The following is a 26,047-nucleotide window of genomic DNA, read 5'->3' on the forward strand; positions in this document are numbered from 1 at the left end:
ATGCCTGTAAGTGGTATGAATGAATTATTAAAATATAAGTTAATCCTTGATGAGTTATGAAAAAAAGAATATTATTTTCTACACTATTGTTGCTAATTGTTTTTTATTCAAAGGCACAGGTAATCATTAATGAAACAGGTGGATGGTTAGAATCTGCTTATGTTAAGTGGGCCCCGGTTTCAGGAGCTGGTAGTTACAACATTTATTACACCGGAGGAGGTGTTGTCAATCAGAAGATCGATAATCAGCTTGTTCGTAGTTATGGCACTTATTTTCGTGCGGATGTTTTAGGTCTTGCCGCAGGAAACTATACATTAAAAGTTGTTCCAGTAATTGCCGGATCTGAAAATACCACTTTGGCTACAACTACTCAATCCCTTACTATTAAGCCACATGTTCGCGAAGGTTTTTCTTTTTCAGGTAATATAGTTCCGGGAGCATACAATGCAAACGGTACTCCTAAAAGTGGTAGGAAAATAATTTACATAACAGCTTCTACAGTAAACACTGTTACCTCTACTGTTATTACGGATAGTAAAGGAAAAACTACTGTTGCTACCGGACTTATGAATATTCTAACTGCTCTTGGGAAAGGTTATGACAAGACACCATTGATTATCCGTATGATTGGCCTCATCAGAGATTCTCAGATTACCGGGTTAAAGGACGGAAATTATATTTCCTTTACCGGATTCAACAATACAACACGAAAACTGGAAAACATTACTTTTGAAGGTGTAGGAGACGATGCTACTGCATATGGATATGGTTTTTATACGAAGAGATGTAATAGCATTGAAATAAGAAATGTTGGAATTATGCTCTATGGCGATGATGGAGTTTCCCTGGAAACCGATAATTCAAATATCTGGATACATAATAACGATTTCTTCTACGGTGCACCAGGTTCTGATGCCGACCAGGTGAAGGGTGATGGCTCTATCGATATGAAATACAACTCTTCAAATATAACTATATCATTCAATCATTTTTGGGATTCAGGCAAATCAATGGGCTGTGGCGGACCTACAGAAACAGTTCCTACTTTGTATATAACATTTCATCACAACTGGTTTGACCATGTTGATTCCAGAAACCCACGCCTGCATTATGTTACTGCTCATGTTTATAACAACTATTACGATGGCGTCTCAAAATATGGTATCGGTAATACAACCCAAAGCTCTGCATTTGTTGAAGCAAACCACTTCAGAAATTGTAAGCGTCCTATGATGATTTCCGGACAAGGTACTGATACTTACAATTCTATTACCGGCGCATATACCGCTGAAGGTACATTCTCTGATCAGGATGGCGGTATGACAAAAGCATTCAACAATAAAGTAGAAAATGCAGAAAGGCTTGTTTATCAGACACAAAATGCAACTCAATTTGATGCATATCTGGTAAACACAAGAAATGAACAGGTTCCTGGTACAGTTAAATCTTTAAGAGGTGAATTCTCCTATACTAATTTTGATATAAGTCCAACCATGTATGTATCAAATCCGGATTTACCCGGTGACGTACAGAGTATTGTTACAACCTATGCTGGTAGACTTAAAGGAGGTGATTTTAAATGGACATTCAATAATAGTGTTGATGATGCTTTATCCGATGTAAATACAGCATTGAAAACGGCCATTGTCAACTATCAAACATCTTTAGTCGCTGTTCAGGGTGAAGGAACAATTTCGGTAACGGGAATGAGCGTCATAGACAACAAATTTACTCCTCAAAGCACTATTTCAGTGTATCCTAATCCTGCTAGCAGTTACACTAACTTAAAGTTCACTTTGAATAAAGAATCTCCTGTTGCAGTTGATATTTACGATATGGCAGGACTGAAAGTGAAATCAGTTGCTAATAGTAACTCTCAGGCAGGTACAAATAATATTATTGTTGATGTTGCAAACCTTAAGTCGGGTATGTACGTAATAAAAATTACTATTAACGGTAGCACAATAAGCAGTCGTTTAATAGTAAAATGAAAAGATGTTGCTACAAACATACCAGGATTTGGCTACAATAAAGGTAGATTTAACTAAATAATTCTTTGTTACTTTACAGATCTTTGTTCCGGTAAATTCAGAGAATAATGAAAAAAATACAACCTCAAAAGATTAAAACTATAGCTGAATATCATCAGCTCATGGGTTTGAAAAAGCCGGAGCATCCGTTAGTCAGCGTAATCAATTTTGAAAACATTAAACGTTTACCAGGCGACAAGCCAAACCCTCTTACTCATAATTTTTATTCCATCGCGCTTAAAAGAAATTTTAATGGCAAGATAAAATACGGTCAGCAGGAATATGATTTTGATGAAGGTTTAATGATCTTCATCTCCCCCGGACAGGTTTTTTCAATTGAGGCTGATGAAGAGTTAAAGCATTCGGGATGGCTGTTGATCGTCCACCCGGATTTTTTATGGAATACACCTTTAGCTAAAACAATAAAGCAATATGAATATTTCGGTTATTCGGTAAATGAAGCCTTGCATCTTTCGGAAAAAGAAGAAACAACAATTACAAGTATTATGCAAAACATTGAACAGGAGTATTGTTCAAATATTGATAAATTCAGTCAGGACGTAATTATCGCCCAGCTTGAATTATTGCTGATTTATGCTGAAAGATTTTATCATCGCCAATTCATAACCCGAAAAATTACAAATCATAACATCCTCACTCGCCTGGAAGATATTCTCGCAGAATATTTCAACAGCGATGCTTTAACAAGAATTGGATTACCCACAGTTCAATATATCGCCCAGGCATTAAATGTATCTCCAAATTATTTAAGTGTATTGCTAAAAGTATTGACCGGGCAAAGCACCCAACAGCATATACATGATAAACTGATAGAAAAAGCGAAGGAAAAATTGTCTACCTCCGATTTATCAGTAAGTGAAATTGCCTATGAATTAGGGTTTGAGCATTCGCAATCCTTTAGTAAATTATTCAAAAGCAAAACCAACCTTTCACCTTTGGAATTCAGGCATTCTTTCAACTAATCAGTATTCTTTATCAGTAAAGAAATGGCTACAACAATAATAGATTAGGATACAGGAACAAATACTGGAGTAGGGACCTTTGTTCAGCAAACAAAAACAAAATAATTATGAAAGTTATTGTAACAGGTTCCTTAGGAAATATTGGCAAGCCATTGACAAAGGAGTTAATACAAAAAGGGCATGCAGTTACGGTGATCAGCAGTAAGCCGGAAAAGCAAAAAGATATTGAAGCTCTGGGAGCTATCGCTGCTATCGGATCACTGGATGATGCAGATTTTCTGACGTCTACCTTTACTGGATGCGATGCTGTTTTTGCAATGGTACCACCAAATTATTCTGAAACAGATCAGGTAGCTTATTATCGCAGAATAGGTAGCAACTACCTGCAGGCCATCAGGCAGTCGGGCATAAAACGTGTGATTCATCTCAGCAGCTACGGCGCACATTTAGATAAAGGTACGGGGTTCATTCTCGGAGCTCACCACGTAGAAGGTATTTTAAACGAATTGTCGGACGTGGGCATTACCCATCTGCGCGCTGGTTATTTTTATTACAATCTGTACAGCTTTGTTGATATGATCAAAGAGCAGGACATTATTGGCGCAAACTATGGTGGCGATGATAAGATGGTGATGGTTGCGCCAAGCGATATTGCCGCTGTGGCTGCAGAAGAATTAGAAAAACCTGCTACCGGGAGGAACTTGCGTTATGTGGTTAGTGATGACCTTACAGGCAGCGAAGTCGCTCATATTTTAGGAACTGCTATTGGTAAGCCGGATTTGAAATGGATAATATTTAGTGATGAACAAATGAAAGATGCTTTGACAAAAAGTGGAATGCCGGCCCATCTTATGACTAACATTATAGAATTGGGAGCTAGTATTCACAGCGGGGAATTGCGGGGGGATTATGACAGGCATAAGCTAATTACGATGGGTACAGTAAAGCTGGTAGATTTTGCAAAGGAATTTGCTGCCGCATTTTAAAAAGTTGATTGTCTTTGTACAAAGAGGCTGTTTTCTAAAAGGGGGCAGCCTCGTCAATGCATAGGGATAAAATTTTCCCCTAATCCCGGTTAACCTTCAAGCTTTATCTTTGCTTCAAATTGTTCCCTTATGTACGAAAGGAAAATACCTGAAATGCTGGATTGCGGACTGGCAATAGCCATCAAAGTGGTAGGTGGCAAATGGAAAGCCTGGATCATTGACTGTATAAAGCGTGATATTAAGCGCCCGAGTGCCATTCACCGGGAAATGCAGGAGGTGAATTCCAGGATCATCAACCTGCACCTCAAAGAGCTGGAGGAATATGGGATCATTTACAAGAAAGTGTTCGCTGAGATACCTGCCAGGGTGGAATACTGGTTCACTGAAGTAGGCGAAAGTGTACTGCCAGTGATCAATACTCTGGAGGAATGGGGTAACGAGCATAGGGAATATATTCATCGCAATAAAATAGATTCCTGCCAGTTTCTCCCGGAATTGCAGAAGCATGCATAAATATAAACAGTCAGACCCCGTTATTGGCAGGGTCTGACCGTTACATTTCAGACAGTTTTCCTCAGGACTTTTATAATAGCGGCATGTTCTTCCTTGCCATAACCGGCGTCCATTGCTCTTTTGAACAGGTTGGCCGCGAAATTCGGCAGTTCCTTGCTGATACCTGCTTCTTCTGCTTGCTGTACCAGTAACTGAAGATCATCTCCTGTTGTTTTTACCGTGCTTTCCGGATCACTAAAGCGATTGTGTTGGATCACTTCGCCCATGTGCTTTGATTCAGCCCCCAGGATTGGAGAAATACTTTGTATCAGCAGCCCAAGCTCATCTGCCCGTAATCCTTCATTTTCACAGATTAGCGCGCCATGACAGAAGCCTATCCAGTTACCGGCCAGATATGCCAACACGGCAGAGAAGAGCGCTCCGGAAGCGCCGGGTTCCCCACCCAGATAAGTCAGGGTACCAGTCAGGGCATGCAATGTTGCCTCATGCTGTTTGAATATATTGCTGTCGCCAGATATGGTGATGGTAGCTTCATCGGTGCCGATCTGCTTAGGCCAGGCCAGTATATCTCCGTTGAGGCAGTTAGATCCTTGTTGGAGTACCCATGTGTTCAGGTCGCGCGCTTCTTTGGGCGTACCAGTGCTCAGCTGTACCAGGGTGCGGCCCCGCAGTGCAGTTATCACTTCCTCTGTCTCGAATATTTTTTTTGTTGCTTTGTAGTCTGATACGCATATCACCAACAGCGGGCTGGCCTCAATAGCAGCAGCTGCACCGGAGGCAAGCAGAGCGCCTTTCTCCACAAGGGGAGCCGCTTTTGCCTGATCCCTGTTCCAGACTGTTACCTGAAATCCCTTCTGAAGGAATGCGCGGGCTAACGCAGCGCCCATTGAACCCAGGCCTATCACCGTTACTTTTTCGCTAAGATTATTTGTTGTTGCAGTCATCATAATTCTTTTTTACTTGTTTTGAACGATGCTGCAAATTAGCTCCCTTAGTATCCGCCAACAATACGGGATAAAAGATTCAGGTAAGCGATAAATTTATCCCTATGTCTTGTTGACTTTTAATAGGGAATAAATATTGAAGGCTCAAAAGGGGGAAATTTAAGATGAATTTCCCCCTCTTTCTTTGTCAGAAAATTCCCTATAATTATACTAAGGCTTCAGCTAGAATCATGGAACAGTTGCTTGTTGACCGGAACCTGATTTTTGCTATTTCTTTATATTCTTCATCATTATAGCATGCTAAAGCCAATTCTATTGATGGGAACTTAACCAGAGCATTCATTTTTTTAGCAGTGCCTTCTACTGCAATAGCTTTCAAATCTGAAATGATGACTTCTCCTTTATATTTATTTATTAAAGGAAGAGCAAGAGGCGGATATTGTTGAAAGTCTTCCATGTCATTAATGTCGTAGCTGATAATATAGTAAGTATCCATTTTTCTGATTTTTATTGATTCTAATAGGTGTATTCTGGAGGAGTAATGCCCAGATTTCTCAGGAATAATACAGCTTGTCCCCTGTGATGTGTAATGTGGTCTAATGTTGCTTTAAAACCATACATGACATCATCATTAAGTGCCAACTTTTGTAGAGTGTCTTTCAGCGAATCAAAGGAATGGTTAAGCTGGCTGAGGGCAAGAGCCTTTGATGAAGCCGCGGGAAATGGATCCCAGTCGGTTTGGACCTTCTCAATATAATTACGTTCCCACCAGGAAATGCCATATGCAATATGGGATAACAGTTCATTGAAACTCCAGCTGGTATTAATTAATTTGTCCTTAAAGCGATCATCAGGCATGGCCGTTGCAACAGCTATGGTATAGTTTTTTGAGTTGTCAAGTGTTGCTAATAATTTCTCTTTCATATCTTGTTTTTATTTTAAACAAAATTAAAGAGGCAGGACATGATTGACTTAAGAAATCCTGCTCATTTTAGCAATCAATTTCAATCTGCACTATTTATAGTTCTGAAATTGGAGGGGGCACTTTTGAACTTGTTTTTAAAGGACGCACTAAAATGTTCAATACTGTTAAATCCGGAAGCGAAAGCTATATCAACAATGGGTAGGGCAGTGTTTTTTAAAAGAATCTCTGCGTTTTTCAATCTGGTATTCAAGAGAAACTGATGCGGTGAAAATGTTGTAAACGTTTTAAAGATACGACTGAAATGAAATGGGCTAACAAAGCAATACTCTGAAATTTCCATGAGTGATATGTCATTTGTAAAGGATTTTGTAATATATTCCTTTGCCCTTTCGATGGTAACAAGGTGGTTCCGTTTAAGTTTTTCAGATATTTTAATATCGCGCTTATAGTCTGTTATCTTCCCGAATGCTGTTTTTACAAAATCCATAACAAGGATGTCCGTTTGAAGTTTGTTTTTTTCTTTACTTGTCAAACCTTCAATGATGAGATCGTGGAGGAGCCCGGTTTCAGCGCTTATTTTTACCAATGTAGAATGCAGGTCGTTATTATCAAAGAATTTAAGAAAGCCATATTGGTTTATCATTTCTTCATAAAATTCCTTTTTAAAATCAAAAATTGTGCATTCATCAGGTATTGCATGAGCGTGAGTTACGGTTCGCTCATATCCGGGTTTGGTAATCAATATACAGCCTGTATAAGAATCAAATGAATTTCTGAATACGTTAAAGCCGAAATTCCCCTTTCTGACAAAGCTCACTGTAAAAGAATTACTGTACTCCGGCTTTGACGTTACGCATTCCCTGCATTTGCATTTAAAATCCAGGATGCGGTAAAAATCAGATTCATAAAGGATGTGAACATCCGCATCCAGCATAAATAAATTATCGTCATCCTTTTTCATTGGCATCCTTTTTCAGGTTCAATATTTTACACTACAAATATACATTGTAATATTGATTGGACCTCCTTCAAGGGAACTCTCTCTAACTTCTACGCCTGAGCTGACAGAAACTCTTCAAACCCAATATTGCCGTTCCGTTTGCTGTTTTGTCCGTTTGATAAGGTTTCGTGTAAGACGCAATGTTTCATAAAATTACCTTCGTTTCGTTCAATGAATGTTCAATTTTAAAAAGTACAATTATGAAAAAGATAATTTTCATTTATGCCAATCTCATGTTTGGCTTGCTCTGTATGCTGAATGTATCTGCAGCTCTCGCTCAAAACACCCAGGTAACAGTTACTGGTATCAAATCCGTAAAAGGACAGATCGTTCTTAATGTATTTAAAGACAATAAGAGTTATGATGACCAGAAGCCCTATAAAAAATTGCTGTTTGAAAAGAAAGATATTGTTGACGGAACATTAGTGTTGAACTGCACACTGGAATCGGGTATCTACGGTATAACACTTCTGGATGATGAAAATAAAAGTGGTGATATTGACAAGAACCTGCTGGGAATACCGAAAGAGGGATTTGGCTTTTCAAATTTCTATATGACGAAAATGTCAAAACCATCATTCGACGATTTTAAGATCGAAGTAAAAAGTAATACTGAAAATAAAATCGGGATTAAAGTAAAGTATATGTAAACAGCGATCGCCTTGATTGCTGATCATTATCCGGCCTATATTTCTTAAAATTAAAATTACTATAATGGGAAGAATATCATTTTCAGGGAAACTGTTAACAGGAACAGCGATTTTAGCCTTTGCCGCATTAATGTCATCTTGCGAAAAAAACGATATAGATGAAGACGGGTATGTTAATGTTAAAGTAGTGAACGCCTCGCCTGATTCTATAGCTAAGAGTTTCACTCTTGCTAATACTGTACTGGTCAGCGGTGGTCTTAATTTTACAGAGTCGTCCAATTACATCAACACCAATGCGGGTAGCAGGCTGGTGGCCGAATTCAAAAATGAAGGATCTACTTCAGTTTATGAATCAGCAGAACTTCTTCTCGTGAGAACACTGAGTTATACGGTTTATCTGATAGGTGAGGGGGGAGATGCAAAAATTAAATATTTTCAGGACGATCTTTCATCTCCGGGAAGCGGAAAAGCATCTGTGAACTTTGTTCATCTAAGCGAGGGTGCGCCTTCCAATATTAAAATTAAAAATGGCAACGGTGACAATCTGGTAGAAAACATAACCCGATACACACAAAGTACCTATAAGGATTTTGCTCCCGGTACCCTTTCTTTACAGATCTCAAATACGGCACTGAATAGTAGTGTAGGTACTTTCGATCTACCCGATTTGGTAGCCGGTAAAATTTATACGATTTATATTATAGGATCGTCTTCGTCAAACATCAGTGTTCACGAGGTCGTGCATAATTAAAGACTATACCATAATCCTTGAAACAAAAAAAGGTCACCCGTTTTTGCGGGTGACCTAAATTCTTAACAAAGTTGTTCATTATTGTTTTACCATGAGCTGACGTGCACGTTGAATTACCAGCGTATCCTCTCTGTCAACAATATAAGTTAGTGAACCATCTTTTACGTAAAGTTGTTTTCCTAACTCAGCTATTATATTCTCATTGAAAAGCATTATCTGTCCTTCTTTATGAGTGAAAACGGTACTTACATATGGAACTCCAAAACTGGTAGGAGTTGAAGTAGTTGTTGAAACAGTCGCAATCACATAAGGAATGTAATAGTTACCATTAGCAATCAGCATAGGATATTTTTTCCTGTAACTACATGGAGCGGTGTAATAAGTGGGGCATTCTGCACGGGCACCGTTCTTGTTTACCAGATCCATTAAAGAGTCTGTCAGCGATTTTTTACCTATCTGATCAGTGGAGGATTCTACAGCTGCAATCATCATCAACGTATCATTTTTACTTGTAATTTCTGCCTTTGTATTTCCTAATAATATACTCTTATCACCTGTGAAAGTCATCGTAAATGATGAAAGTGTTCCTCCATAGGGAGCAGATTGATCAAATGAATATGATGAAATAAACCCCATACGCGTTATATAATCCTTTATTAGTGTCTGATCGTGTACTATACCGTTTTTAGTATACATGATAGGTGCATCAGTTGTTATAACATTACCTGGTTTGTATGATTCATTCCCGGAACCAGGGGTGTTGTTGTCATCTTTTGTACAGGAAAATAAGCAGGTGCATGTCAGTAATGTAATCAGAATTTTTTTCATGGTTAAATTGTGCTTTTAGTTTGGACACTAATTTTAATGGTAAACTATTGTGTATCGTATGAGTAAGACGGCGAATGTCGGAAAACTCCTATCGAACGATAAAAATTATTTTTAGATACTTTCTAACCTGTTGATATCGTATCTTATAAGTATTCGTTATCCTGGTTTAGAAGCTGGCATTATAGGTGATATACCAATTGAATTTGAATAATGATCAATAACTCACTTATTTAATAACTTCCAGTTCAGGGAAATTTTTCGTATATATGTAGGACGTTAATAACATTCAGCATGATCTCAAAAAATCTCCATAAATTTATCTATTCTATATTATTAACAGCTTGCTGTGGTACAGTACTTGCTCAAATTTACAAACCTGCCAAATTCACAGATCCCGACAGGTTAAAAAAGATCGAAGCTACCTATCCCGTGATTGATGGGATCTATAAAGATTATGCGGAAAAGAACCATTTTCCGGGTTTGGTTTATGGTATTATTGTGGATGGTAAGCTAGTGCATACCGGTAGTTTGGGCTACACGGATATTAAGGCTAAAACTCCAGCTACTTCCAGGTCCGATTTTCGCATAGCTTCCATGACGAAAAGCCTTACCGCTATGGCTATATTGAAATTACGCGATGAGGGTAAGCTAAAGCTGGATGACCCGGCCTACCTCTACATTCCCGAAATGAAAAATATACATTACTTAACCAAAGATGCAACGGCCATAACCATAAGAAATCTGCTAACCCACACCGCTGGTTATCCTGAAGATAACCCCTGGGGCGACAGGCAGCTGGCTGTTAGTGATGATGAGTTGATAGCCCTTTACAAAAAAGGTATTTCCTTTTCAAATAATCCAGGTACAGTATATGAGTACAGCAATCTTGGTTTTGCCACATTGGGATATATCATTAAAAAAGTGTCGGGCGAAACTTATGAACAGTACATTAACAACAATATTCTGAAACCGCTTGGAATGACGCATACCTATTGGGAATATACTAAGGTACCCAAAGAGCAGCTGGCACTCGGTTATCGCTGGCTTAACGATGAATGGGTAGAGCAGCCTCTGTTGCATGATGGCGCGTATGGTGCTATGGGAGGGCTTATTACCAGTATTGAGGATTTTAGCAGATATATCGCTGTACATATGGATGCCTGGCCTGCTCGGGATGATGCCGAAAATAGTCCGGTGAAACGGAGTTCCATCCGTGAAATGCAGTATCCCTGGGACTTGAATTATTTATCGGCTAATGCTAAAACAACCACCGGTCGTCCATGTCCTAATGTGAGTGCTTATGCATATGGCCTGCGCTGGGCAAAGGATTGTGATAACCATGTTTACATAGGTCATACTGGCGGCTTGCCCGGCTTTGGTAGTAACTGGAACATTTTACCGGATTACGGAGTGGGTGTAGTATCGTTCGCCAATTTAACTTATGCCCGTGCGAGCTACCCCAATTTACAGGCACTTGACACACTGCTTGCCTTATCGGGAATAAAACCAAGGGAGCTGCCGTCTTCTGCCATATTGGACCAGCGTAAGAACGATCTCCTTAAAGTAATTGCAGACTGGAGCAAAGCCAAAGAAAGTGGCATATTTGCCGACAATTTTTTTATGGATTACTTTCCAGATAAATTAAAAGTCGCAACCTCTGAAGCATTTGCTAAAGCTGGTAAAACAGTGAGCATTAGCGATATAGTGCCCGAAAACCAGTTGAGAGGTTATTTTATTATAAAGGGCGAAAAGGCGAATATCAAAGTAAGCTTTACCCTAACACCCGAAAACCCACCAATGATACAGGAGTATCATTTAGATGTGTTGGAGTAGGGGGAATCGTCAGGAAACTTAAGTTGTAATAGAACGCTCCACGTTTGTCTGTTTCAAAAAATATTCATCGTGAGACACTATCAGGAGCGTTCCCTTATATTCATTAATTGCAGCGGTTAAAATTTCCAGGTTTTGAATATCAAGATTGTTTGTCGGTTCATCCAATATGATTATATCAGGAGCTTGATTACTTATCGTTAAGATACAAAGCATCAATCGCATTTTCTCTCCACCACTAAGCGCAGAACAAGGTTTGTCCCAATCTGCTTTCATAAACAAAAACCGGTTTAAGCGAATCTTTATTTCGTGTTCCTGTAATGCCCCGGAATTAAATTGTTGTGCCTGTTCATAAACGTTGAGTTTATTGTCAATTAATGAATAGTCCTGATCAATGTAAACGGCTTTGACACTTACTCTGTCAATGGTTCCCAATCGGGGATGGATCTCACCTAAAATCATTTTTATTAAAGTTGTCTTACCAGAACCGTTTAAGCCTTTAACAGCAATACGTTCGCCACTCCTGATTTGAAAATTCAGGGCATGTTTCCAAAGCAATTGATCATCGTATCCAAAATTAACGTCCTTTGCAGTAATCAATATTTTTCCTTTATGAAGCCCGGAATTGTCAAAATCCATCTTCATTTTGTCCATATCGGGCAGCTCTTTTCGCAATTGATTCAGCTCTTGCGAAATGGTATCCACTTTTTCAGTATGAACGCCTTTCAGACGTGAAGTACTTTTTTCTGCATTGTTTCTAAATGTATTCATGGAAATGGTAGGAAGCCCTGCCTTTTCTTGTTTTTTCTTTCCACGGGCATCCCGTTTTTGCTGTCGTTCCAGAGATTCCCTTTCGGTTTCTTTCGCTTTTCGGAGTGCTTTTTCTTTGCTCTTTAAATCCTGATTTAAAGCATCACTTTCAACTATTTTCTGTTCTACGTAGAAATCATAATTACCCCCATAGACAGTTATACCACGCTTGCTGAGTTCATAAACGGTATCAAGGAGATTTAATAAAGTTCTGTCATGGCTTACCACCACTAAAGCATTTGTAGTGGACTTTATATAATCATAAAGAATACTTCTGCTGAGTGTATCCAAATGGTTGCTTGGTTCATCCAATAAAACTATTTCAGGACGATGGATAATGATTCCCGAAAGGAAAACTCTTGTTTTTTGTCCACCGCTAAGTGTTCCCATTTTTTGAGTTAGATCCAATCCATCAAGCTTCCAGTGTGTGAGGGCTTCTCTGCATCGTTCTTCAATTGCCCAATCATCATCAAGCAATGTAAGGTTTGCATCTGTTACATTGCCATCGAGAATTTCTTTTAATGCGTTTAGTTTATCCTCAATCTGAAGGGCTTGAGCAATACTATAGTCATTAAACTGGCCAAAAATCTGTGGCACATAATAAGGCCTCAGGTCAGTTTTTACAAGTCCGGTTGAAGGATGTAATTTTCCGGCTAAGATATTTAGAAGAGTGGATTTCCCTATACCGTTATTGCCTATTAATGCAATTTTATCTTGCCTGTTGATAATGAGATTTATATCAGTAAACAATAAATCTCTGTTGGGATGCGTGTAATTAACGCTTTGTAGAATAAGCATAATTTCTTTCTGTAGAGAGTAAAAAATTACAGGAGCCTTCTATATCTGGCTCTGTTTATTTTTTCTGAAAGAAATTATATCTCACATTAATTAATGAATATTTAGATTACGTGGCAAAGATAGAAAAAATGTTATTAAAATTTAAATTCTGTCATTTAGCAGGTCTTTGATCTATAAATCCATAGATTCCGGATAAATTATCTGCCAGCCTAATTGCCAGTAAGGGTTGTTGGAATGTGAAAATATTGATAATCAATTATTTTTGATTATATTCAATAACTAAATCCACCACATTATGAGTCAATTTGTTCTCACCCAAAGCAAAGCGAATAATCAATATTATTTTAAACTGGAAGCTGCGAATAATGAGCTTATCTTATCCAGTGAAGGATATACTACTAAAGCCAATTGTACAAATGGTATAGAATCTGTACAACTGAATTCTCAAAACTCTGACAGCTTTGAGAAAAAGATGTCAACAAGTGGTAAGTTCTATTTTGTATTGAAAGCTACAGCCAATGGCGAGATAATTGGTACCAGTAAAATGTATGGAGGTTCATCCAGTCGGGATGGTGGGATTGCCTCTGTAAAGAAGAATGCTCCGGATGCATCGATAAGCGATACGACTGCTTAAATTCAAGAATAATGAATGAGGATAAATAATGGAAGGAGCCTGTGTTATTGATAACACAGGCTCCTTCCATTATTTGTTCTCAGTGGCAATTGGTAAATCTCTTCTGGACCATTCACTCCAGGAACCAACATACAGCTTAGGTTCCGTAATACCTGCACTTGCCATGCCAAGCAATGTATGACATGCAGTAACCCCTGATCCGCAATGTATAATTACATCTTCCGGTTTAATATCTCCAATAGTATGCTGGTAAAGCTCTGCAAGTTGTTCCGGCGGCAGATATTTACCATCTTCATCCAGATTTTTGGCATAAAATAAATTATCCGCACCAGGAATATGCCCTGCTATAAGATCGAGTGGTTCCACCCGGCCAAGGTAGCGGGCGTTCTCGCGAACATCAATAACCATTTGCTCATTACTTTTAGCAGCAGCATCAACCTCGGCAATATCGGCGGTGCCTTTATATTCAGCAGGAACTGGATATGCTGAGGTTGATTCAGGGTGGTAATCATCAGTATTTAATTCAATGTCGGCGTCGGTCGCGGCTTTTAATCCACCGTTTAATACCTGCACATTTTCATGGCCTATAGCATGTAACATCCACCATAAACGGGCTGCTCCCATTGCCGCAGATTTATCATCATAAACAATTACATGACTATCGGGTGTAACGCCCCACTTAGTTAAAGTTGCAGCAAAGGTTTCTAAAGACGGTAACGGATGCCTTCCGCCGTAAGCCGGATCAGCAGGTTTACTGGCCAGATCGGCATCAAGCGTTGCATAAATTGCATTTGGCAGGTGCCCTTCCAGATAGCGCTGGTGCGCGTCTGCTCCTGCACGTACATCTATCAATATAACTTCCGGATCAAAAATTTTCGGATCTGTAATTTCAATAAGTGGTGACATAACAATTGGATTTATTTACTTCAAATATAAAGAAGCTAAATCCCGGCCAATCATCTTTAGCTGAGCCCGAATAAAATAAATTTTGAGAAACCGATTAGTTGCGCATATATTTGCAACTGAACGGTTGCTAATACATAACCAATGAGACGAGATATATTCCAGGCTATTGCCGACCCTACGCGTAGGGCGATTCTTAGCTTATTAGCCCTACAGGCGATGACTCCAAATGCTTTGGCTGAACGTTTTGGGAGCAGCAGGCAAGCTGTATCCAAACACATTAAAATTCTTACCGAGTGCCAGCTTTTAGAACAGAAGCAAACCGGGAGGGAAATATATTATCATTTTAATGCTCAAAAGATGAAAGAGGTGGATACGTGGGTTGAGCAATTTCGTACACTATGGGAAAACCGCTTTAATCAGCTGGACAATCTATTGGATAACCTAAAAAATAAAAAATCATGACAAACAGAGAAGCAGTCTTTACAAAGGATTTGCAAAAGAGAAAACTTACTGTTGTAAGGTCATTTGGCGCTCAATTGGATCATGTATGGAAAGCATGGACAGAAAGTGAAATCCTTGACCAATGGTGGGCTCCTAAGCCTTACAGGGCAGAGACAAAAACAATGGATTTCAGAGAAGGTGGTTTCTGGCTGTATTGTATGGTAGGGCCCGAAGGTGATAGAACATGGTGCAGAGTAGACTACAAAACGATTGAACTTTTAAAGACCATAACCAGTACCGATCGGTTTTGCGATGAAAATGGTAATGAAAACCGGGATTTCCCTGCTATGGACTGGAGAAAGGAATTTAGTCAAACTGGCGACGACACTACTGTAAAGGTTGAAGTCACTTTTGCTAAAGACAGTGATATGGAAACGATTATTAAGATGGGCTTCCAGGAAGGGTTCACTGCTGGTTTGAGTAACCTTGATCATTATTTAAGCACACAGTTTAAAATCCGCAAAGAACTTAAAACAAATAATGGTGCAAGAGTAACAACTTATTTAAACTTTCCCGGAAATACGGAAGAAGCATTCAACTTTTACAAAGAAGTTTTTAATGGCGAATTTACAGGTGTTGGTTTAAAGAGATTCGGAGATATAGATATGCCTGCCGGAATGCCACCAATGAGTGATGCTGACAAAAAACTCATTATACATGCTGAACTAAAAATAATGGGAGGTCATGTATTGATGGCTACTGATTCTCCTGAAAGCATGGGTTTCAAAATGGAACATGGTAACAATATGCACATAAACCTTGAGCCCGAATCAAGAGAGGAAACCAAAAGATTATTTGATGCACTTTCTAAAGGAGGTGTTATAACCATGCCTTTGGAAGACATGTTTTGGGGTGCATACTTTGCCTCTTTTACAGATAAATTTGGAATCAACTGGATGCTTAACTACCAAAAGAAAGACTAAATACTGACAGATAATCAAACTTACAACATTCAGTGCCTGTGAATTAAAACAGGTGCTGAATGTTGTAAGTTTGATTATTACCTGATGAAACCACTAGCTTGAAAAGAATAGCACAAAGGAAAATTAATACATGTTGTGAAAATTATTTTTTTTATCTACATTTGAAAACAATGTATAAATACATTTGTAATATTGCCTTTGTGAAGACTCTGATACTATTCAAAATTTAGCCCATTAATTTGCTTATTCCTAGCGACGGAAAGTGTACTTGCTTCAAACAAAATAATTTAAAAGATATTCCATACCTGAAAAACATTAGAAACCTGTATAGCGTATTGATATTTTAATAAGAATTAACCTATAAAAACCACTTGACAAACATGACAACCAAAACATTGGAAAAAGTATGTTAGTTTGACTGAAACCCTGTTTTTCCTTCACCTCAATTATATAAATATGAAAAAAAGCCTTGTTTTCATTGGCATTGCTGTTACAGCAGTTGTTCTTTTTGTATCTGGAACTTCTTTAGGAAGTGCTTGTGCGGACGATCATCATGGTCTGCGTGGAAAATGCAGAATCACAGTTGTTAATGGTGTTTATCACTATGATTGTGTGACTGCCATTGACCCGGACGTTACTGACTGTACTTATTATGTAGAGTAGAAGACAATTAAATAACTGAATAAATAGGGCGTTTGCCCTGTTTATTCAGTTATCACGAACCAAACAAGTATCACCTATTTGCTTATGCCAGGAAGAGCAGTATTCATTTTTTTATTGTTGTGGATAATAATTACCAGTTTCAGTTCCTGTAAAAATGGAACAGTAAATCCTTATTCCAACTGCGCATCTACCAGTGATTCCGTTATCCCACTTATTATAAACATGGGGGATACATTGAACCTTTATCTCGATAGCTTGATGGTGCTTGGTATAACAACACCTATTGATTATCATGAAAAAGAAAATCGATTATATACATTTGATAATTACAATAACCGGTTACTGGAGTATCTGCTTAAGCCTACACGAAATATCATATATCCGGAAAATGTTCACAAGATTAAGATTAACAAAAAAACCTCTTATTTCAGGTATACTTCTCCGGATAGTCTGATTCTATACACTTATGCTGGAGCAGAACTCTTGTATTATTCTATAACCAGTGATTCTATCTACAAAAGGTTGACTTTTATAAATAAGGGTATCAACCGGAGTCATGCGGCTCCTCCATATGCTAGTGCGACATCGCCTGTTTTTTTCATCGGCAATACTGTTATTGGTTTTGGATTTCTGATAGGAGAGAGCGATAATGAAAATCCTGCTGGCCGTACTATCAGTTCCATTATCCATCTTCCCGCAGGTAATATCCGCAACCGGATACCTTATTCAAAGGTCTACTGGCAGAACAACTGGGGTGGGTCCCATCTGAGAACACCTTATACGGCATATAATAAACGAACAAATAAAATATTGCTTAGTCTGCCGGCTGATCATAATCTTCAGATAATTGACAGTAACTGGCAGGTAAAAGAAATTCCTGCAGGTACCCGGAAAAAGATCTGTATCAATTCAATGAACCTGGCAAAGAACAATAAAAAAGTGGTAGATGCTGAGTATGCTCTACAATACTTTACCAGTACCCCTTCTTATCGCAATATAATTTATGATCAATACCATAACCGGTATTACAGAATACTTGAATTGCCACCGGCAGAAGATAAAATGGTGAACCGGAAATTGGTGGAAAAAGAAGCCAGCCTGATAGCTTTTGATAAAGACTTTAAATATCTTGGAGAGGCTTCTCTTCCCCAGGCACTAGCATTAGATAATTTCTTTATTACGGCAGATGGAATATATTTTTTGAATGTGCACAATAAAGACCAAAATATTGCCCAGTATGTACAATGTAAAATTGAACTATAGCCTGATATTTTTATGCGCTCTGATCCTGGGTGCTTGTTCAGAAAATAATGAATCTCTTCGTAAAAGTATTTATGCGTTAGATGCTAATATGCTTTCTACAGGAAATTATGTAATCATTCCTAATCAGGGGTGTGAAGGTTGTATCAGTCATGCAGAAGCTTTTGTGAAAAAAAATATAGCAAACTCAGATAGTATCAGGTATATCTTTACAAGAATACAATCCATTAAATTACTGAAGATAAAATTGGGTAATGAGATTATGTCCAGCAGAAAAATGTTGCTCGATACCGCAAATACTATTGAGTATCCTGATAAAAAGAATGATATATACCCTATGATTGTAACTGTCCATAACCATAGAATTACTAATATTACCTATCAGAGTCCGGACAGTAACGGACTCACAGAATTACTAAGTGGTAAATAGCTATATAACGATACTGATAAAATAAATAAGTATAACAGGTTTATTAACTTTCCTTAACATTAATGCAAGGCTTGTTAACCTGGTTTTGCAATTGGCGGAACTACTTTCGTAAGCAGTTTATGAAATAAAAGACCTCCATGCAAAAATACTACTTACTACTGATAGCTTGCTGTTTAGCTCTCTCCGTCCGCGCACAAAAGAATGGTTCCATCAAAGGTACTGTGTTTGATACTATCGCCAGAGAACCCGTTGCTTCGGCCACTATCACTCTGTTGAAACAAAAAGATTCTTCGCTGGTCAGTTTTACGATGACGGACAATAAGGGGAATTTTGAGCTTACCGGTATTACCAGAGGGGAATATCGCGTGCTTGTAACTCATGTAAACTATTATAATGCCAACCGGCCTGTTGTTATCAGCGATACCTCACTTCACATCAACCTTAATGCCATCGTACTTCATGACCGGAGTAAGATGCTCCGTGAAGTAGAGGTAACTGCCGAAGCTCCACCTGTTACACTTATAGGAGATACTATTCAATATAATGCCGGTTCATTTAAAACACAGCCGAATGCTAGCGTGGAGCAACTGCTAAAAAAAATGCCTGGCATTCAGGTGGATAAAGATGGTACGGTAAAAGCCCAGGGACAAAAAGTAAATCGTGTACTGGTAGATGGCAAAGAGTTTTTTGGTACTGATCCTAAAACCGCTACAAAAAACCTACCTGCCGATGCGGTAGATAAAGTGCAGGTATACGACCGACTGAGCGATGCTGCCCAACTGACCGGCTTTGACGATGGCAACAACGAAAAAACCATCAACCTCAAACTAAAACAGGATAAAAAGAAAGGTCTGTTTGGTAAAGCCAGTGCTGGCGGTGGTACCAACCACAGGTATGAAGGACGTTTTAATGTTAATTCCTTTAAAGGAGCCCGGCAGTTTTCTGCCATTGGTATGGCTAATAATACCAATGCGGAAGGATTCTCTTTTATCGACCTGATGAATTTTACCGGAGAACTAAATCATCAACGCCAAAGTGGTAACGGAAATATCAATCTTACCTTAAATACGGATGATCCTGTTTCTGTACTAATGGGTAATACTAACAGTAATGGCATCAAAACTATCTGGGGTGGTGGAGTAAACTACAATAACATTATCGGGAATAAAACTGATTTCACCAGCAATTATTTTTATAACCGTTATAACCCTTACCAGGAAAGTATGGTGACACGTCAGTATTTTCTGCCAGATTCTTCTTATTTCTACAACCAGCATTCCATCAGCGACAATCTTAATAACAGCCATCGTCTCAACCTAAGTGCGGATATTCGAATCGATTCCTTTCATTCCATTAAAATATCGCCCTCCATCGGTTATCAGGAAACCTGCAACAACAGTTACAACAGTTATGAAACGCTTTCGGAAGATAAACAACTGGCTAATCAGGGTTTCAGTAATAACTATTCTTTGGGTCATGGTACTAATTTTCGCAATGATATATTGTTCAGGAAGAAATTCCCCCGCAAAGGCAGAACGTTTTCACTCAGTCTGCAAACTACCTTCAATAACAGCGAAAGTAATGGCAGCCTGCTATCTGTCAATCAGTTTTTCAATCATGGTACATCCTATGATTCCATCAACCAGCGTAATTCCATATCGGGAATGCTGAACAACTATAACATACGCGCTGTATATACTGAACCTGTGTTTAAGCGCTCGTTGCTTGAATTCAGTTTGGGCAGGAGTAATACCGGCAGTACGTCTGATAAAAAGACATATGATTACAATCAGCAAAACGGTAAGTACGATCAGCTTAACGCTGATCTGACCAATAATTTTGAAAATACTTATGGGTATACCAATGCCGGATTACGCCTGCGTACACAGCAAAAAAGAATCAGCCTGGCTGTAGGCGTCAACTGGCAACAGGCTGAATTAAAAGGAAAGATTATTGCAGGTACCAGAGATTCGGTTATTCATAAAACATTTTATAACCTGCTACCATCACTCAGGTTGAAGTACGATTTTACCCGTTACCGCAATCTCAATATCAATTATGCGGCTATTACCAAGCAGCCGAATATGTCGCAACTACAGCCTGTGCCCGATATTACTGATCCGCTCAATATCCGCGAAGGAAATCCTGATTTGAAACAGGAGTTTACGCATGCTGTACAGCTGAATTTTATATCCGTTAATCCTTTCAAAAATAAAAACCTGTTTGCCTTCTTCAATCTGCAGGAAACGCAGCATAAAATCGTGAACTACGATATAGTGGATACATTGGGAATTAAACATACCCGGCCGGTAAATGTAAATGGTGTATACAATATGACCGGAAATATTAGCCTGGGGTTGCCGTTGCGTATGCTGAAAGGTTCGGTCAACTTTAGCAGCAATATAGGATATAGCAAAACAAAACAGTTTATCAATGCCGCATCAAATACTATCAGTACCATGAGCCTGGGGCCTGCGATACGTTTAGATCTGTACCCTTCAGATAAAGTTGACCTGTCGCTCAGTAGCGGCTTTAATTATTATAAGACCAGGTATTCTTTGCAGGCAGCCCTTAACACCAGTTATTTTTCACAGCTTTATGAAGGTGAAATCAATTGGCAGCTGCCAGCTCAGTTTTATTTTACAACTAGTTTTACTTATACTATTAACAGTCAGCGTGCAAATGGCTTTAATACCCGTGTACCATTATGGAATGCGGCTTTTAGTCGACAGTTTCTGCATTTTAACAGAGGAGAATTGAAGTTGAGTGTATTTGATTTGCTGAATGAAAATGTAGGCATCAGTCGTAGCAGTAATCAGAATTATATTGAAGACAGCCGGATAAAGAACCTGCAACGCTTTTTCTTACTTAGCTTTACTTATAGCCTAAGCAAGTATGGCCTTTCTGCAGATAACCCGGGAGGCGGATTCAAAGTAATACGCCGCTGATTAAAACAAAAAAAGCCTGTATCAGAAGTGAGATACAGGCTTTTTTAATTTATCCATTTATACGGATCATTTTTTCCCTTCCACGATTGTTTTGTTGCATTTCTTTCACCACTTTATCACGCTCTTTTGTAAATTCTTCAACAGTTACTTTTTTTCCTTTGGAGGGTTGTTTAATAACAGATAGATCTGTCGGGGCGGATATGTCAATGGCATTGTAAACAGTGCGGCCATCGTCTATGTCAATACCCAGGATAAGGCCTGGTAATTGTCCCTGGTATTCTGGTCCGGCTGGTACCGGAATGGAAAGCGTAAACCAAACTTTAATATTGGATGTATCTGCTACTTCCTCACTTTTCATCTGCCCATTTTCCATGGTGGTGATAGTGCGTTTACCAATGTGTTGGGCTATCGCCTGCTGACAGGGATAATTTAGAATGGAGATGGTTTCGCCGGTTAACTTCCAGTTCAACTTATGGATGCTGTCGGCAATAATATAATTTTTCGCAGCAAACTCGCGTTGTTCCACCACCTGGTTTGTGGTGAAATCAATATAAGTCACATCATTGGCGTCTGCTACCTCCATGTGGATCTGCATACCACCTTCGTCCGGAGTGAATTCTTCAGGCGTTTCGTCTTTTGCAGTGCGGCGTAGCGACTGGTTATTACCAAACAATACTTCCAGTTTATCTTTGTGAGAGCGGGGTAGCAGGCGATCCTCTTCATCACTTACACCCTGCATGTGCATCTGCATTTGTACTGTACGCTCATACAAGGCCCTGCCTTGTTTTTGCTGGCCATTGGCTGTAAATAACGCCAGACCCATGGATAACGTAAAAATTATTTTCTTCATTCTGTGTATTTTTAAGAAAATAAAGCTATTCAGTTCCTGGCGGAACATAGGTTAACATGCCTTGCTTTAATGTTAATTAAGGTTAATACTCTTGCTGTCGGGAAAAAGGAAGCGATACATTTGCTATTATAAAACATATAATCCAACAGGTGCGATATAAACTTTCCATACCGGTTACTGGTTTCCTGATTACGCTGACTATTCTGGTTATCACCGCTTTCCAGGTTTACTGGCTGAGGAAAAATTACCGGGAGGAAGAAAAACTTTTTGCCACCCGCACCAATGTACTTTTCCGGGAAACGATCTTCCGGTTGCAGGCTGCCAAACTAAAAATGGATTCCGGTATGAGTATTCCTGTACAGGATCGTGAAGGTGTTATAAGCATATCGAATGTGTTGCAGGAGAAACTGAGGGATTCTTCCACCACAAAACCCCGGATTAAGCAAGCAATGTTCATTACTATGAAAGCCCCTCATCTTTCGGATAGTGATTCACTTGAGGTACACTACAGGGCAAGTAATGGAGCTCCCGGGAAAACGGTGTTCGATTTTCTGGCAGGGGTAGACTCCCTCCGTGATTCTATTACCGTAAAGGAGATTGTGGATAGATACCATAAAGCGCTGAATAGGGAAAAGATAAATCTGCCTTTCAGTATAAATACTTTTCCTGCTGATACAACAGAGAAAAATTACGGCCCATTTCCGGATAATCTGGAAGGGAATATTGTAACTATTGGTTTTACAAAACCTGTCAGTTACCAGGTTTTATTTGAAAACAATACCTGGTATCTGCTTAAACGTATCGGCCAGCCCATCCTGATTTCATTTCTACTGTTGAGTGTAACCATATTATCCTTTCTTCTGTTATACAGAAATCTGAAACAACAACAAAAGCTGGCGCAGATTAAGAACGATTTTATCAGCAACATGACACATGAGCTGAAAACACCTATTGCCACGGTAAGTGTAGCCATTGAAGCCTTAAAGAGTTTTAATGTATTGGAAGATCCGCAAAGAACAGAAGAGTACCTTGATATATCGGCCCATGAAATGCAAAGATTGGGTTTATTGGTTGATAAAGTACTAAAGCTGTCGATGTTTGAGAACAGGGAAATAGCATTGAACAAAGAACAGTTTGATCTCGTAGAACTGGCAAAAAGTGTGATGGTCTCTATGAAACTACAGTTTGAAAAGCAACAGGCCGTCACGGCATTGGAAACAACCGGTAAAAATTTTATCATTACTGCCGATAAACTGCATCTGACAAGTGTACTCTACAATTTGCTGGACAATGCTTTAAAGTATAGTATTAAAGACCCGGAAATCCTGATCCATATCATTGACCATACGCAATACCTGGAAATACGTGTAACAGACAACGGGGTGGGTATTGCCAAAGAATACAAAAGTAAGATATTCGAAAAGTTTTTTCGTGTACCCAGTGGCAACCGGCATAATATAAAAGGGTATGGCCTTGGTTTAAGTTATGTATCGCATATCGTACAACGTCATATGGGCTTTATAGAGGTAGAAAGTGAACTGGATAAAGGCAGTACTTTTTCCGTTAAGCTTCCTTTTGTAGAAGCGCCAGTCATTTACTACGATCGGGGCCGTATGATTGCCAAGCATAAAATAATATAAGATGAGCGTTAAAATTCTATATGCTGAAGATGAATTATTCCTGGGCAAAATCGTAAAGGAAAGCCTGCAAGGCCGGGGTTTTGAGGTAACAATGGAGAGCGATGGAGCTAAAGTACTGGAGTTGTTTAAACAGCTAAACCCGGCGGTTTGTATACTTGATGTAATGCTTCCCAATAAAGACGGGTTTGAAATTGCGGAAGAAATACGCACTCTAAATCCTCAGGTTCCAATTTTATTCCTGACGGCCAAAACACAAACGGCCGATCTGGTAAAAGGGTTTACACTGGGTGGTAATGATTATATCCGTAAACCCTTTAGCCTGGAAGAGCTGATTGTCCGCATAGATAATGTATTACGTAAAACGGACATGCCATCTTCCCCCGCCATAGATCATATAAGGATAGGCAAGTTCCGGTTCTATACCAACCGCCAGGTGCTGGTCAATGGAAATGAAGAAAAAAAGCTATCATACAGGGAAAGTGAGTTGCTCAAGCTATTATACGAGAACCGTGATGGTATTATTGATAGAAAAAGTATCCTTAACCTGCTTTGGGGCAATGATTCGTTTTTTAACAGCCGTAATCTCGATGTGTACATTACCCGGTTACGCGTGTGTCTGAAAGAAGATGAAAGCCTGGAAATACTAACGATAAAGGGTATTGGCTACAGGTTTGTACTGAGTTGAAAACCCGATTATCGATATTAACGCAACATTTTATACCGAATATTTTAACATTTAGTGCCCCTGATTATTCCATTATGAAGATAACTTTGTTCTATAACTAAACGAAGGATATTGTAGTTCCTATTTGGTAGCAAGTATTTTAATATTATTTATTAATAATATTGGTTTAAGATACAAATTATTATATTTACGGGTAGAACAATGAAAATATTTATTAGGACAATGAAAATATTGAGGGGAATTAAGCCTCTGTAATTCTCCTATTTCCCTATACTTATGAGTCGAGTTGCTAACAGAGCTTTATGGGCAATGTGTTCGTTTGCCTTATTATTATCTATGCCATCTGCCTTTGCACAAAGAGGGTATGTCTATGTGCATTTAAGAGCATTGAATGAGAAGTCTTCTCATGATTTTCCTTTTACACTTAGCGGTGGAATTCCGGGCGTTGATAATTTCACTCTGAATTATCAGCAGTACCGGTAGCCGGTATTGCTGATACAACATTATTATTGTAAGTCGGCCTTGCTGTGGAAACACAGGCCGGTACTGTAGTGGGGACTTACAGTGCCGGTGCCGGACTTGCTATAAATACATGCCCCTGAACCCTATTGTCGCAATCACCCCTGTAAATTGGCATATTTACATCCCTTGTAATTATTTATATGTGCGTAAGTTTGTGTCATCCAAAAAGAGCCATCTCATGCAACGCAGAGTAGCAATAATTATACTTTCATTGATGATAATCCATTTACAAATGAATGCACAGCACAAACAAACAGGCCAATATGCAACGGTGAACGGTTTAAAAATGTATTATGAGATCCACGGTAATGGCAGGCCATTGGTATTGATTCATGGTGGGGGCTCTACCATAATGTCTACGTTCGGCAGAATCCTGCCGGAACTCGCCAAAACACATCAGGTTATAGCTGTAGAGCTGCAGGCTCATGGGCATACTCTCGATATCGATCGCCCTTTGAGCTTTGAACAGGATGCCGATGATGTGGCAGCCCTGCTCAAGCAACTCCATATCGAAAAAGCAGATATTATGGGCTTTAGTAATGGGGGCACCACCTCTCTGCAGATCGCTATCCGGCACCCGGAATTGGTGAATAAACTGGTGCTGCTTGCAGCCTCTTATAAACGTGATGGTATGCAGCCCGGCTTCTTTGATGGCTTTCAACATGTTTCCCTGGACCATATGCCTCAGCCGCTGAAGGAGGCTTACCTGGAAGCCAATCCGGATCCCAAAGGACTGCAAACGATGTTTGACCGCGACGTGGCCAGAATGGTGGCCTTTAAAGATATCAGCGACGCAGATATAAAGGCCATCCAGGCTCCGGCACTGGTCATAAATGGTGATGCCGAAGTGATACGTGTGGAACACGCACTGGAATTATCACGTACGCTACCACATGCCCAACTGGCAATCTTGCCATGCGGACATGGGGATTACATAGGAGAGATCTGCGCAGCAGATAAACACAGTAAAATACCGGCTTTAGTGACGGCCATGATTGAAGAATTCCTCAAAAAATAAACACAAAGTTTGGCACAAT

At 39.2% G+C, this 26,047-nt stretch carries 26 protein-coding genes; 18 read left to right on the forward strand and 8 right to left on the reverse strand.

Translation table 11 applies throughout. The features are described 5' to 3' along the window. The first annotated feature begins 56 nt into the window (after nucleotides 1–56). The 4 genes from BM176_RS30330 to BM176_RS30345 all read left to right on the forward strand — a co-directional run bounded on the left by BM176_RS30330 (nucleotide 57) and on the right by BM176_RS30345 (nucleotide 4,512). Nucleotides 57–1,991 (forward strand): T9SS type A sorting domain-containing protein, encoded by a 1,935-nt coding sequence (locus BM176_RS30330; protein ID WP_090108162.1) that lies wholly within the window; start codon nucleotides 57–59, stop codon nucleotides 1,989–1,991. Nucleotides 1,992–2,098: 107 nt separating this feature from the next. After that, a complete protein-coding gene (locus BM176_RS30335; protein ID WP_090108163.1) occupies nucleotides 2,099–3,013 on the forward strand; it encodes a helix-turn-helix domain-containing protein in 915 nt (304 codons plus the stop codon). Between the two features lie 107 nt (nucleotides 3,014–3,120). Then, a complete protein-coding gene (locus tag BM176_RS30340) occupies nucleotides 3,121–3,999 on the forward strand; it encodes an NmrA family NAD(P)-binding protein (protein ID WP_090108164.1) in 879 nt (292 codons plus the stop codon). A 129-nt stretch (nucleotides 4,000–4,128) separates the two neighbouring features. Beyond that, nucleotides 4,129–4,512: a winged helix-turn-helix transcriptional regulator gene (locus tag BM176_RS30345; RefSeq protein WP_090108165.1), complete on the forward strand. Its 384-nt coding sequence runs from the start codon at nucleotides 4,129–4,131 to the stop codon at nucleotides 4,510–4,512. A gap of 47 nt (nucleotides 4,513–4,559) precedes the next feature. Here BM176_RS30345 and BM176_RS30350 read toward each other — a convergent pair whose 3' ends face one another. The 4 genes from BM176_RS30350 to BM176_RS30365 form a co-directional block, all read right to left on the reverse strand. Then, complete coding sequence (locus BM176_RS30350) at nucleotides 4,560–5,459, reverse strand: NAD(P)-dependent oxidoreductase (RefSeq protein ID WP_218162313.1); 900 nt, start codon at nucleotides 5,457–5,459, stop codon at nucleotides 4,560–4,562. Between the two features lie 202 nt (nucleotides 5,460–5,661). Further along, nucleotides 5,662–5,952, reverse strand: coding sequence for a DUF1330 domain-containing protein (locus tag BM176_RS30355; protein ID WP_090108167.1), 291 nt, complete (start codon nucleotides 5,950–5,952; stop codon nucleotides 5,662–5,664). A gap of 20 nt (nucleotides 5,953–5,972) precedes the next feature. Continuing rightward, nucleotides 5,973–6,380 carry a DinB family protein gene (locus BM176_RS30360; RefSeq protein ID WP_090108168.1) on the reverse strand — a complete coding sequence of 136 codons (408 nt, stop codon included), beginning with the start codon at nucleotides 6,378–6,380 and terminating at the stop codon, nucleotides 5,973–5,975. A gap of 80 nt (nucleotides 6,381–6,460) precedes the next feature. After that, on the reverse strand, nucleotides 6,461–7,342 hold the full coding sequence (locus BM176_RS30365) for a helix-turn-helix transcriptional regulator (protein ID WP_255373617.1): 882 nt from the start codon (nucleotides 7,340–7,342) through the stop codon (nucleotides 6,461–6,463). Nucleotides 7,343–7,581: 239 nt separating this feature from the next. Between BM176_RS30365 and BM176_RS30370 the strand changes: the two genes are divergently transcribed. Both BM176_RS30370 and BM176_RS30375 read left to right on the forward strand, forming a co-directional pair. Next, nucleotides 7,582–8,031 carry a DUF2141 domain-containing protein gene (locus BM176_RS30370; RefSeq protein ID WP_177230596.1) on the forward strand — a complete coding sequence of 150 codons (450 nt, stop codon included), beginning with the start codon at nucleotides 7,582–7,584 and terminating at the stop codon, nucleotides 8,029–8,031. Nucleotides 8,032–8,095: 64 nt separating this feature from the next. After that, a complete protein-coding gene (locus tag BM176_RS30375; protein WP_090108170.1) occupies nucleotides 8,096–8,782 on the forward strand; it encodes a DUF4397 domain-containing protein in 687 nt (228 codons plus the stop codon). A gap of 78 nt (nucleotides 8,783–8,860) precedes the next feature. On the opposite strand, the gene BM176_RS30380 is transcribed toward BM176_RS30375, so the two are convergent. After that, on the reverse strand, nucleotides 8,861–9,610 hold the full coding sequence (locus BM176_RS30380; protein WP_090108171.1) for a hypothetical protein: 750 nt from the start codon (nucleotides 9,608–9,610) through the stop codon (nucleotides 8,861–8,863). Nucleotides 9,611–9,901: 291 nt separating this feature from the next. Between BM176_RS30380 and BM176_RS30385 the strand changes: the two genes are divergently transcribed. After that, nucleotides 9,902–11,443, forward strand: a complete 1,542-nt coding sequence (locus BM176_RS30385; protein WP_090108172.1) for a serine hydrolase domain-containing protein — start codon at nucleotides 9,902–9,904, stop codon at nucleotides 11,441–11,443. Between the two features lie 18 nt (nucleotides 11,444–11,461). Here the strand turns inward: BM176_RS30385 and abc-f are convergent, their stop codons facing one another. Beyond that, nucleotides 11,462–13,048, reverse strand: coding sequence for a ribosomal protection-like ABC-F family protein (abc-f, locus tag BM176_RS30390; RefSeq protein WP_090108173.1), 1,587 nt, complete (start codon nucleotides 13,046–13,048; stop codon nucleotides 11,462–11,464). A gap of 295 nt (nucleotides 13,049–13,343) precedes the next feature. Between abc-f and BM176_RS30395 the strand changes: the two genes are divergently transcribed. Beyond that, nucleotides 13,344–13,682: a YegP family protein gene (locus tag BM176_RS30395; RefSeq protein ID WP_090108174.1), complete on the forward strand. Its 339-nt coding sequence runs from the start codon at nucleotides 13,344–13,346 to the stop codon at nucleotides 13,680–13,682. 69 nt (nucleotides 13,683–13,751) lie between these two features. Here the strand turns inward: BM176_RS30395 and BM176_RS30400 are convergent, their stop codons facing one another. After that, nucleotides 13,752–14,588 (reverse strand): sulfurtransferase, encoded by an 837-nt coding sequence (locus BM176_RS30400; protein WP_090108175.1) that lies wholly within the window; start codon nucleotides 14,586–14,588, stop codon nucleotides 13,752–13,754. 141 nt (nucleotides 14,589–14,729) lie between these two features. On the opposite strand from BM176_RS30400, the gene BM176_RS30405 reads away from it, so the two are divergent. The 6 genes from BM176_RS30405 to BM176_RS30430 all read left to right on the forward strand — a co-directional run bounded on the left by BM176_RS30405 (nucleotide 14,730) and on the right by BM176_RS30430 (nucleotide 21,313). Further along, nucleotides 14,730–15,050 carry an ArsR/SmtB family transcription factor gene (locus tag BM176_RS30405; RefSeq protein WP_090108176.1) on the forward strand — a complete coding sequence of 107 codons (321 nt, stop codon included), beginning with the start codon at nucleotides 14,730–14,732 and terminating at the stop codon, nucleotides 15,048–15,050. Further along, on the forward strand, nucleotides 15,047–16,012 hold the full coding sequence (locus BM176_RS30410; RefSeq protein ID WP_090108177.1) for an SRPBCC domain-containing protein: 966 nt from the start codon (nucleotides 15,047–15,049) through the stop codon (nucleotides 16,010–16,012). The genes BM176_RS30405 and BM176_RS30410 overlap by 4 nt, the downstream gene beginning before the upstream one ends. 456 nt (nucleotides 16,013–16,468) lie before the next feature. Further along, nucleotides 16,469–16,675 carry a hypothetical protein gene (locus BM176_RS30415; protein ID WP_090108178.1) on the forward strand — a complete coding sequence of 69 codons (207 nt, stop codon included), beginning with the start codon at nucleotides 16,469–16,471 and terminating at the stop codon, nucleotides 16,673–16,675. A gap of 84 nt (nucleotides 16,676–16,759) precedes the next feature. Next, nucleotides 16,760–17,938, forward strand: a complete 1,179-nt coding sequence (locus BM176_RS30420; protein WP_090108179.1) for a DUF4221 family protein — start codon at nucleotides 16,760–16,762, stop codon at nucleotides 17,936–17,938. Then, entirely contained in the window at nucleotides 17,913–18,365 is a 453-nt protein-coding gene (locus BM176_RS30425; protein ID WP_090108180.1) for a hypothetical protein, read from the forward strand. The genes BM176_RS30420 and BM176_RS30425 overlap by 26 nt, the downstream gene beginning before the upstream one ends. A gap of 137 nt (nucleotides 18,366–18,502) precedes the next feature. After that, nucleotides 18,503–21,313 carry an outer membrane beta-barrel family protein gene (locus BM176_RS30430; protein ID WP_090108181.1) on the forward strand — a complete coding sequence of 937 codons (2,811 nt, stop codon included), beginning with the start codon at nucleotides 18,503–18,505 and terminating at the stop codon, nucleotides 21,311–21,313. Nucleotides 21,314–21,362: 49 nt separating this feature from the next. Here BM176_RS30430 and BM176_RS30435 read toward each other — a convergent pair whose 3' ends face one another. Continuing rightward, nucleotides 21,363–22,163: a GLPGLI family protein gene (locus BM176_RS30435; protein WP_177230597.1), complete on the reverse strand. Its 801-nt coding sequence runs from the start codon at nucleotides 22,161–22,163 to the stop codon at nucleotides 21,363–21,365. Between the two features lie 149 nt (nucleotides 22,164–22,312). Here BM176_RS30435 and BM176_RS30440 point away from each other — a divergent pair, with 149 nt between their 5' ends. The 4 genes from BM176_RS30440 (at nucleotide 22,313) to BM176_RS30450 (ending at nucleotide 26,028) form a co-directional block, all read left to right on the forward strand. Next, nucleotides 22,313–23,803: a sensor histidine kinase gene (locus BM176_RS30440; protein WP_090108183.1), complete on the forward strand. Its 1,491-nt coding sequence runs from the start codon at nucleotides 22,313–22,315 to the stop codon at nucleotides 23,801–23,803. 1 nt (nucleotide 23,804) lies between these two features. Continuing rightward, nucleotides 23,805–24,488 (forward strand): response regulator transcription factor, encoded by a 684-nt coding sequence (locus BM176_RS30445; RefSeq protein ID WP_090108184.1) that lies wholly within the window; start codon nucleotides 23,805–23,807, stop codon nucleotides 24,486–24,488. A 276-nt stretch (nucleotides 24,489–24,764) separates the two neighbouring features. Further along, nucleotides 24,765–24,971, forward strand: coding sequence for a hypothetical protein (locus tag BM176_RS32295; protein ID WP_143097957.1), 207 nt, complete (start codon nucleotides 24,765–24,767; stop codon nucleotides 24,969–24,971). A gap of 217 nt (nucleotides 24,972–25,188) precedes the next feature. Beyond that, nucleotides 25,189–26,028: an alpha/beta fold hydrolase gene (locus BM176_RS30450; protein ID WP_090108185.1), complete on the forward strand. Its 840-nt coding sequence runs from the start codon at nucleotides 25,189–25,191 to the stop codon at nucleotides 26,026–26,028. Nucleotides 26,029–26,047 lie beyond the last annotated feature (19 nt).

Source organism: Chitinophaga sp. CF118 (assembly GCF_900112615.1).
GTDB lineage: Bacteria > Bacteroidota > Bacteroidia > Chitinophagales > Chitinophagaceae > Chitinophaga.

Excerpts from the sequence above, each read along its gene's own strand:
- BM176_RS30330 (WP_090108162.1), top strand. The coding sequence starts at position 57 with ATGAAAAAAAGAATATTATTTTCTACACTATTGTTGCTAATTGTTTTT.
- BM176_RS30335 (WP_090108163.1), top strand. The coding sequence starts at position 2,099 with ATGAAAAAAATACAACCTCAAAAGATTAAAACTATAGCTGAATATCAT.
- BM176_RS30340 (WP_090108164.1), top strand. The coding sequence starts at position 3,121 with ATGAAAGTTATTGTAACAGGTTCCTTAGGAAATATTGGCAAGCCATTG.
- BM176_RS30345 (WP_090108165.1), top strand. The coding sequence starts at position 4,129 with ATGTACGAAAGGAAAATACCTGAAATGCTGGATTGCGGACTGGCAATA.
- BM176_RS30350 (WP_218162313.1), bottom strand. The coding sequence starts at position 5,459 with ATGATGACTGCAACAACAAATAATCTTAGCGAAAAAGTAACGGTGATA.
- BM176_RS30355 (WP_090108167.1), bottom strand. The coding sequence starts at position 5,952 with ATGGATACTTACTATATTATCAGCTACGACATTAATGACATGGAAGAC.
- BM176_RS30360 (WP_090108168.1), bottom strand. The coding sequence starts at position 6,380 with ATGAAAGAGAAATTATTAGCAACACTTGACAACTCAAAAAACTATACC.
- BM176_RS30365 (WP_255373617.1), bottom strand. The coding sequence starts at position 7,342 with ATGAAAAAGGATGACGATAATTTATTTATGCTGGATGCGGATGTTCAC.
- BM176_RS30370 (WP_177230596.1), top strand. The coding sequence starts at position 7,582 with ATGAAAAAGATAATTTTCATTTATGCCAATCTCATGTTTGGCTTGCTC.
- BM176_RS30375 (WP_090108170.1), top strand. The coding sequence starts at position 8,096 with ATGGGAAGAATATCATTTTCAGGGAAACTGTTAACAGGAACAGCGATT.
- BM176_RS30380 (WP_090108171.1), bottom strand. The coding sequence starts at position 9,610 with ATGAAAAAAATTCTGATTACATTACTGACATGCACCTGCTTATTTTCC.
- BM176_RS30385 (WP_090108172.1), top strand. The coding sequence starts at position 9,902 with ATGATCTCAAAAAATCTCCATAAATTTATCTATTCTATATTATTAACA.
- abc-f (WP_090108173.1), bottom strand. The coding sequence starts at position 13,048 with ATGCTTATTCTACAAAGCGTTAATTACACGCATCCCAACAGAGATTTA.
- BM176_RS30395 (WP_090108174.1), top strand. The coding sequence starts at position 13,344 with ATGAGTCAATTTGTTCTCACCCAAAGCAAAGCGAATAATCAATATTAT.
- BM176_RS30400 (WP_090108175.1), bottom strand. The coding sequence starts at position 14,588 with ATGTCACCACTTATTGAAATTACAGATCCGAAAATTTTTGATCCGGAA.
- BM176_RS30405 (WP_090108176.1), top strand. The coding sequence starts at position 14,730 with ATGAGACGAGATATATTCCAGGCTATTGCCGACCCTACGCGTAGGGCG.
- BM176_RS30410 (WP_090108177.1), top strand. The coding sequence starts at position 15,047 with ATGACAAACAGAGAAGCAGTCTTTACAAAGGATTTGCAAAAGAGAAAA.
- BM176_RS30415 (WP_090108178.1), top strand. The coding sequence starts at position 16,469 with ATGAAAAAAAGCCTTGTTTTCATTGGCATTGCTGTTACAGCAGTTGTT.
- BM176_RS30420 (WP_090108179.1), top strand. The coding sequence starts at position 16,760 with ATGCCAGGAAGAGCAGTATTCATTTTTTTATTGTTGTGGATAATAATT.
- BM176_RS30425 (WP_090108180.1), top strand. The coding sequence starts at position 17,913 with ATGTACAATGTAAAATTGAACTATAGCCTGATATTTTTATGCGCTCTG.
- BM176_RS30430 (WP_090108181.1), top strand. The coding sequence starts at position 18,503 with ATGCAAAAATACTACTTACTACTGATAGCTTGCTGTTTAGCTCTCTCC.
- BM176_RS30435 (WP_177230597.1), bottom strand. The coding sequence starts at position 22,163 with ATGAAGAAAATAATTTTTACGTTATCCATGGGTCTGGCGTTATTTACA.
- BM176_RS30445 (WP_090108184.1), top strand. The coding sequence starts at position 23,805 with ATGAGCGTTAAAATTCTATATGCTGAAGATGAATTATTCCTGGGCAAA.
- BM176_RS32295 (WP_143097957.1), top strand. The coding sequence starts at position 24,765 with ATGAGTCGAGTTGCTAACAGAGCTTTATGGGCAATGTGTTCGTTTGCC.
- BM176_RS30450 (WP_090108185.1), top strand. The coding sequence starts at position 25,189 with ATGCAACGCAGAGTAGCAATAATTATACTTTCATTGATGATAATCCAT.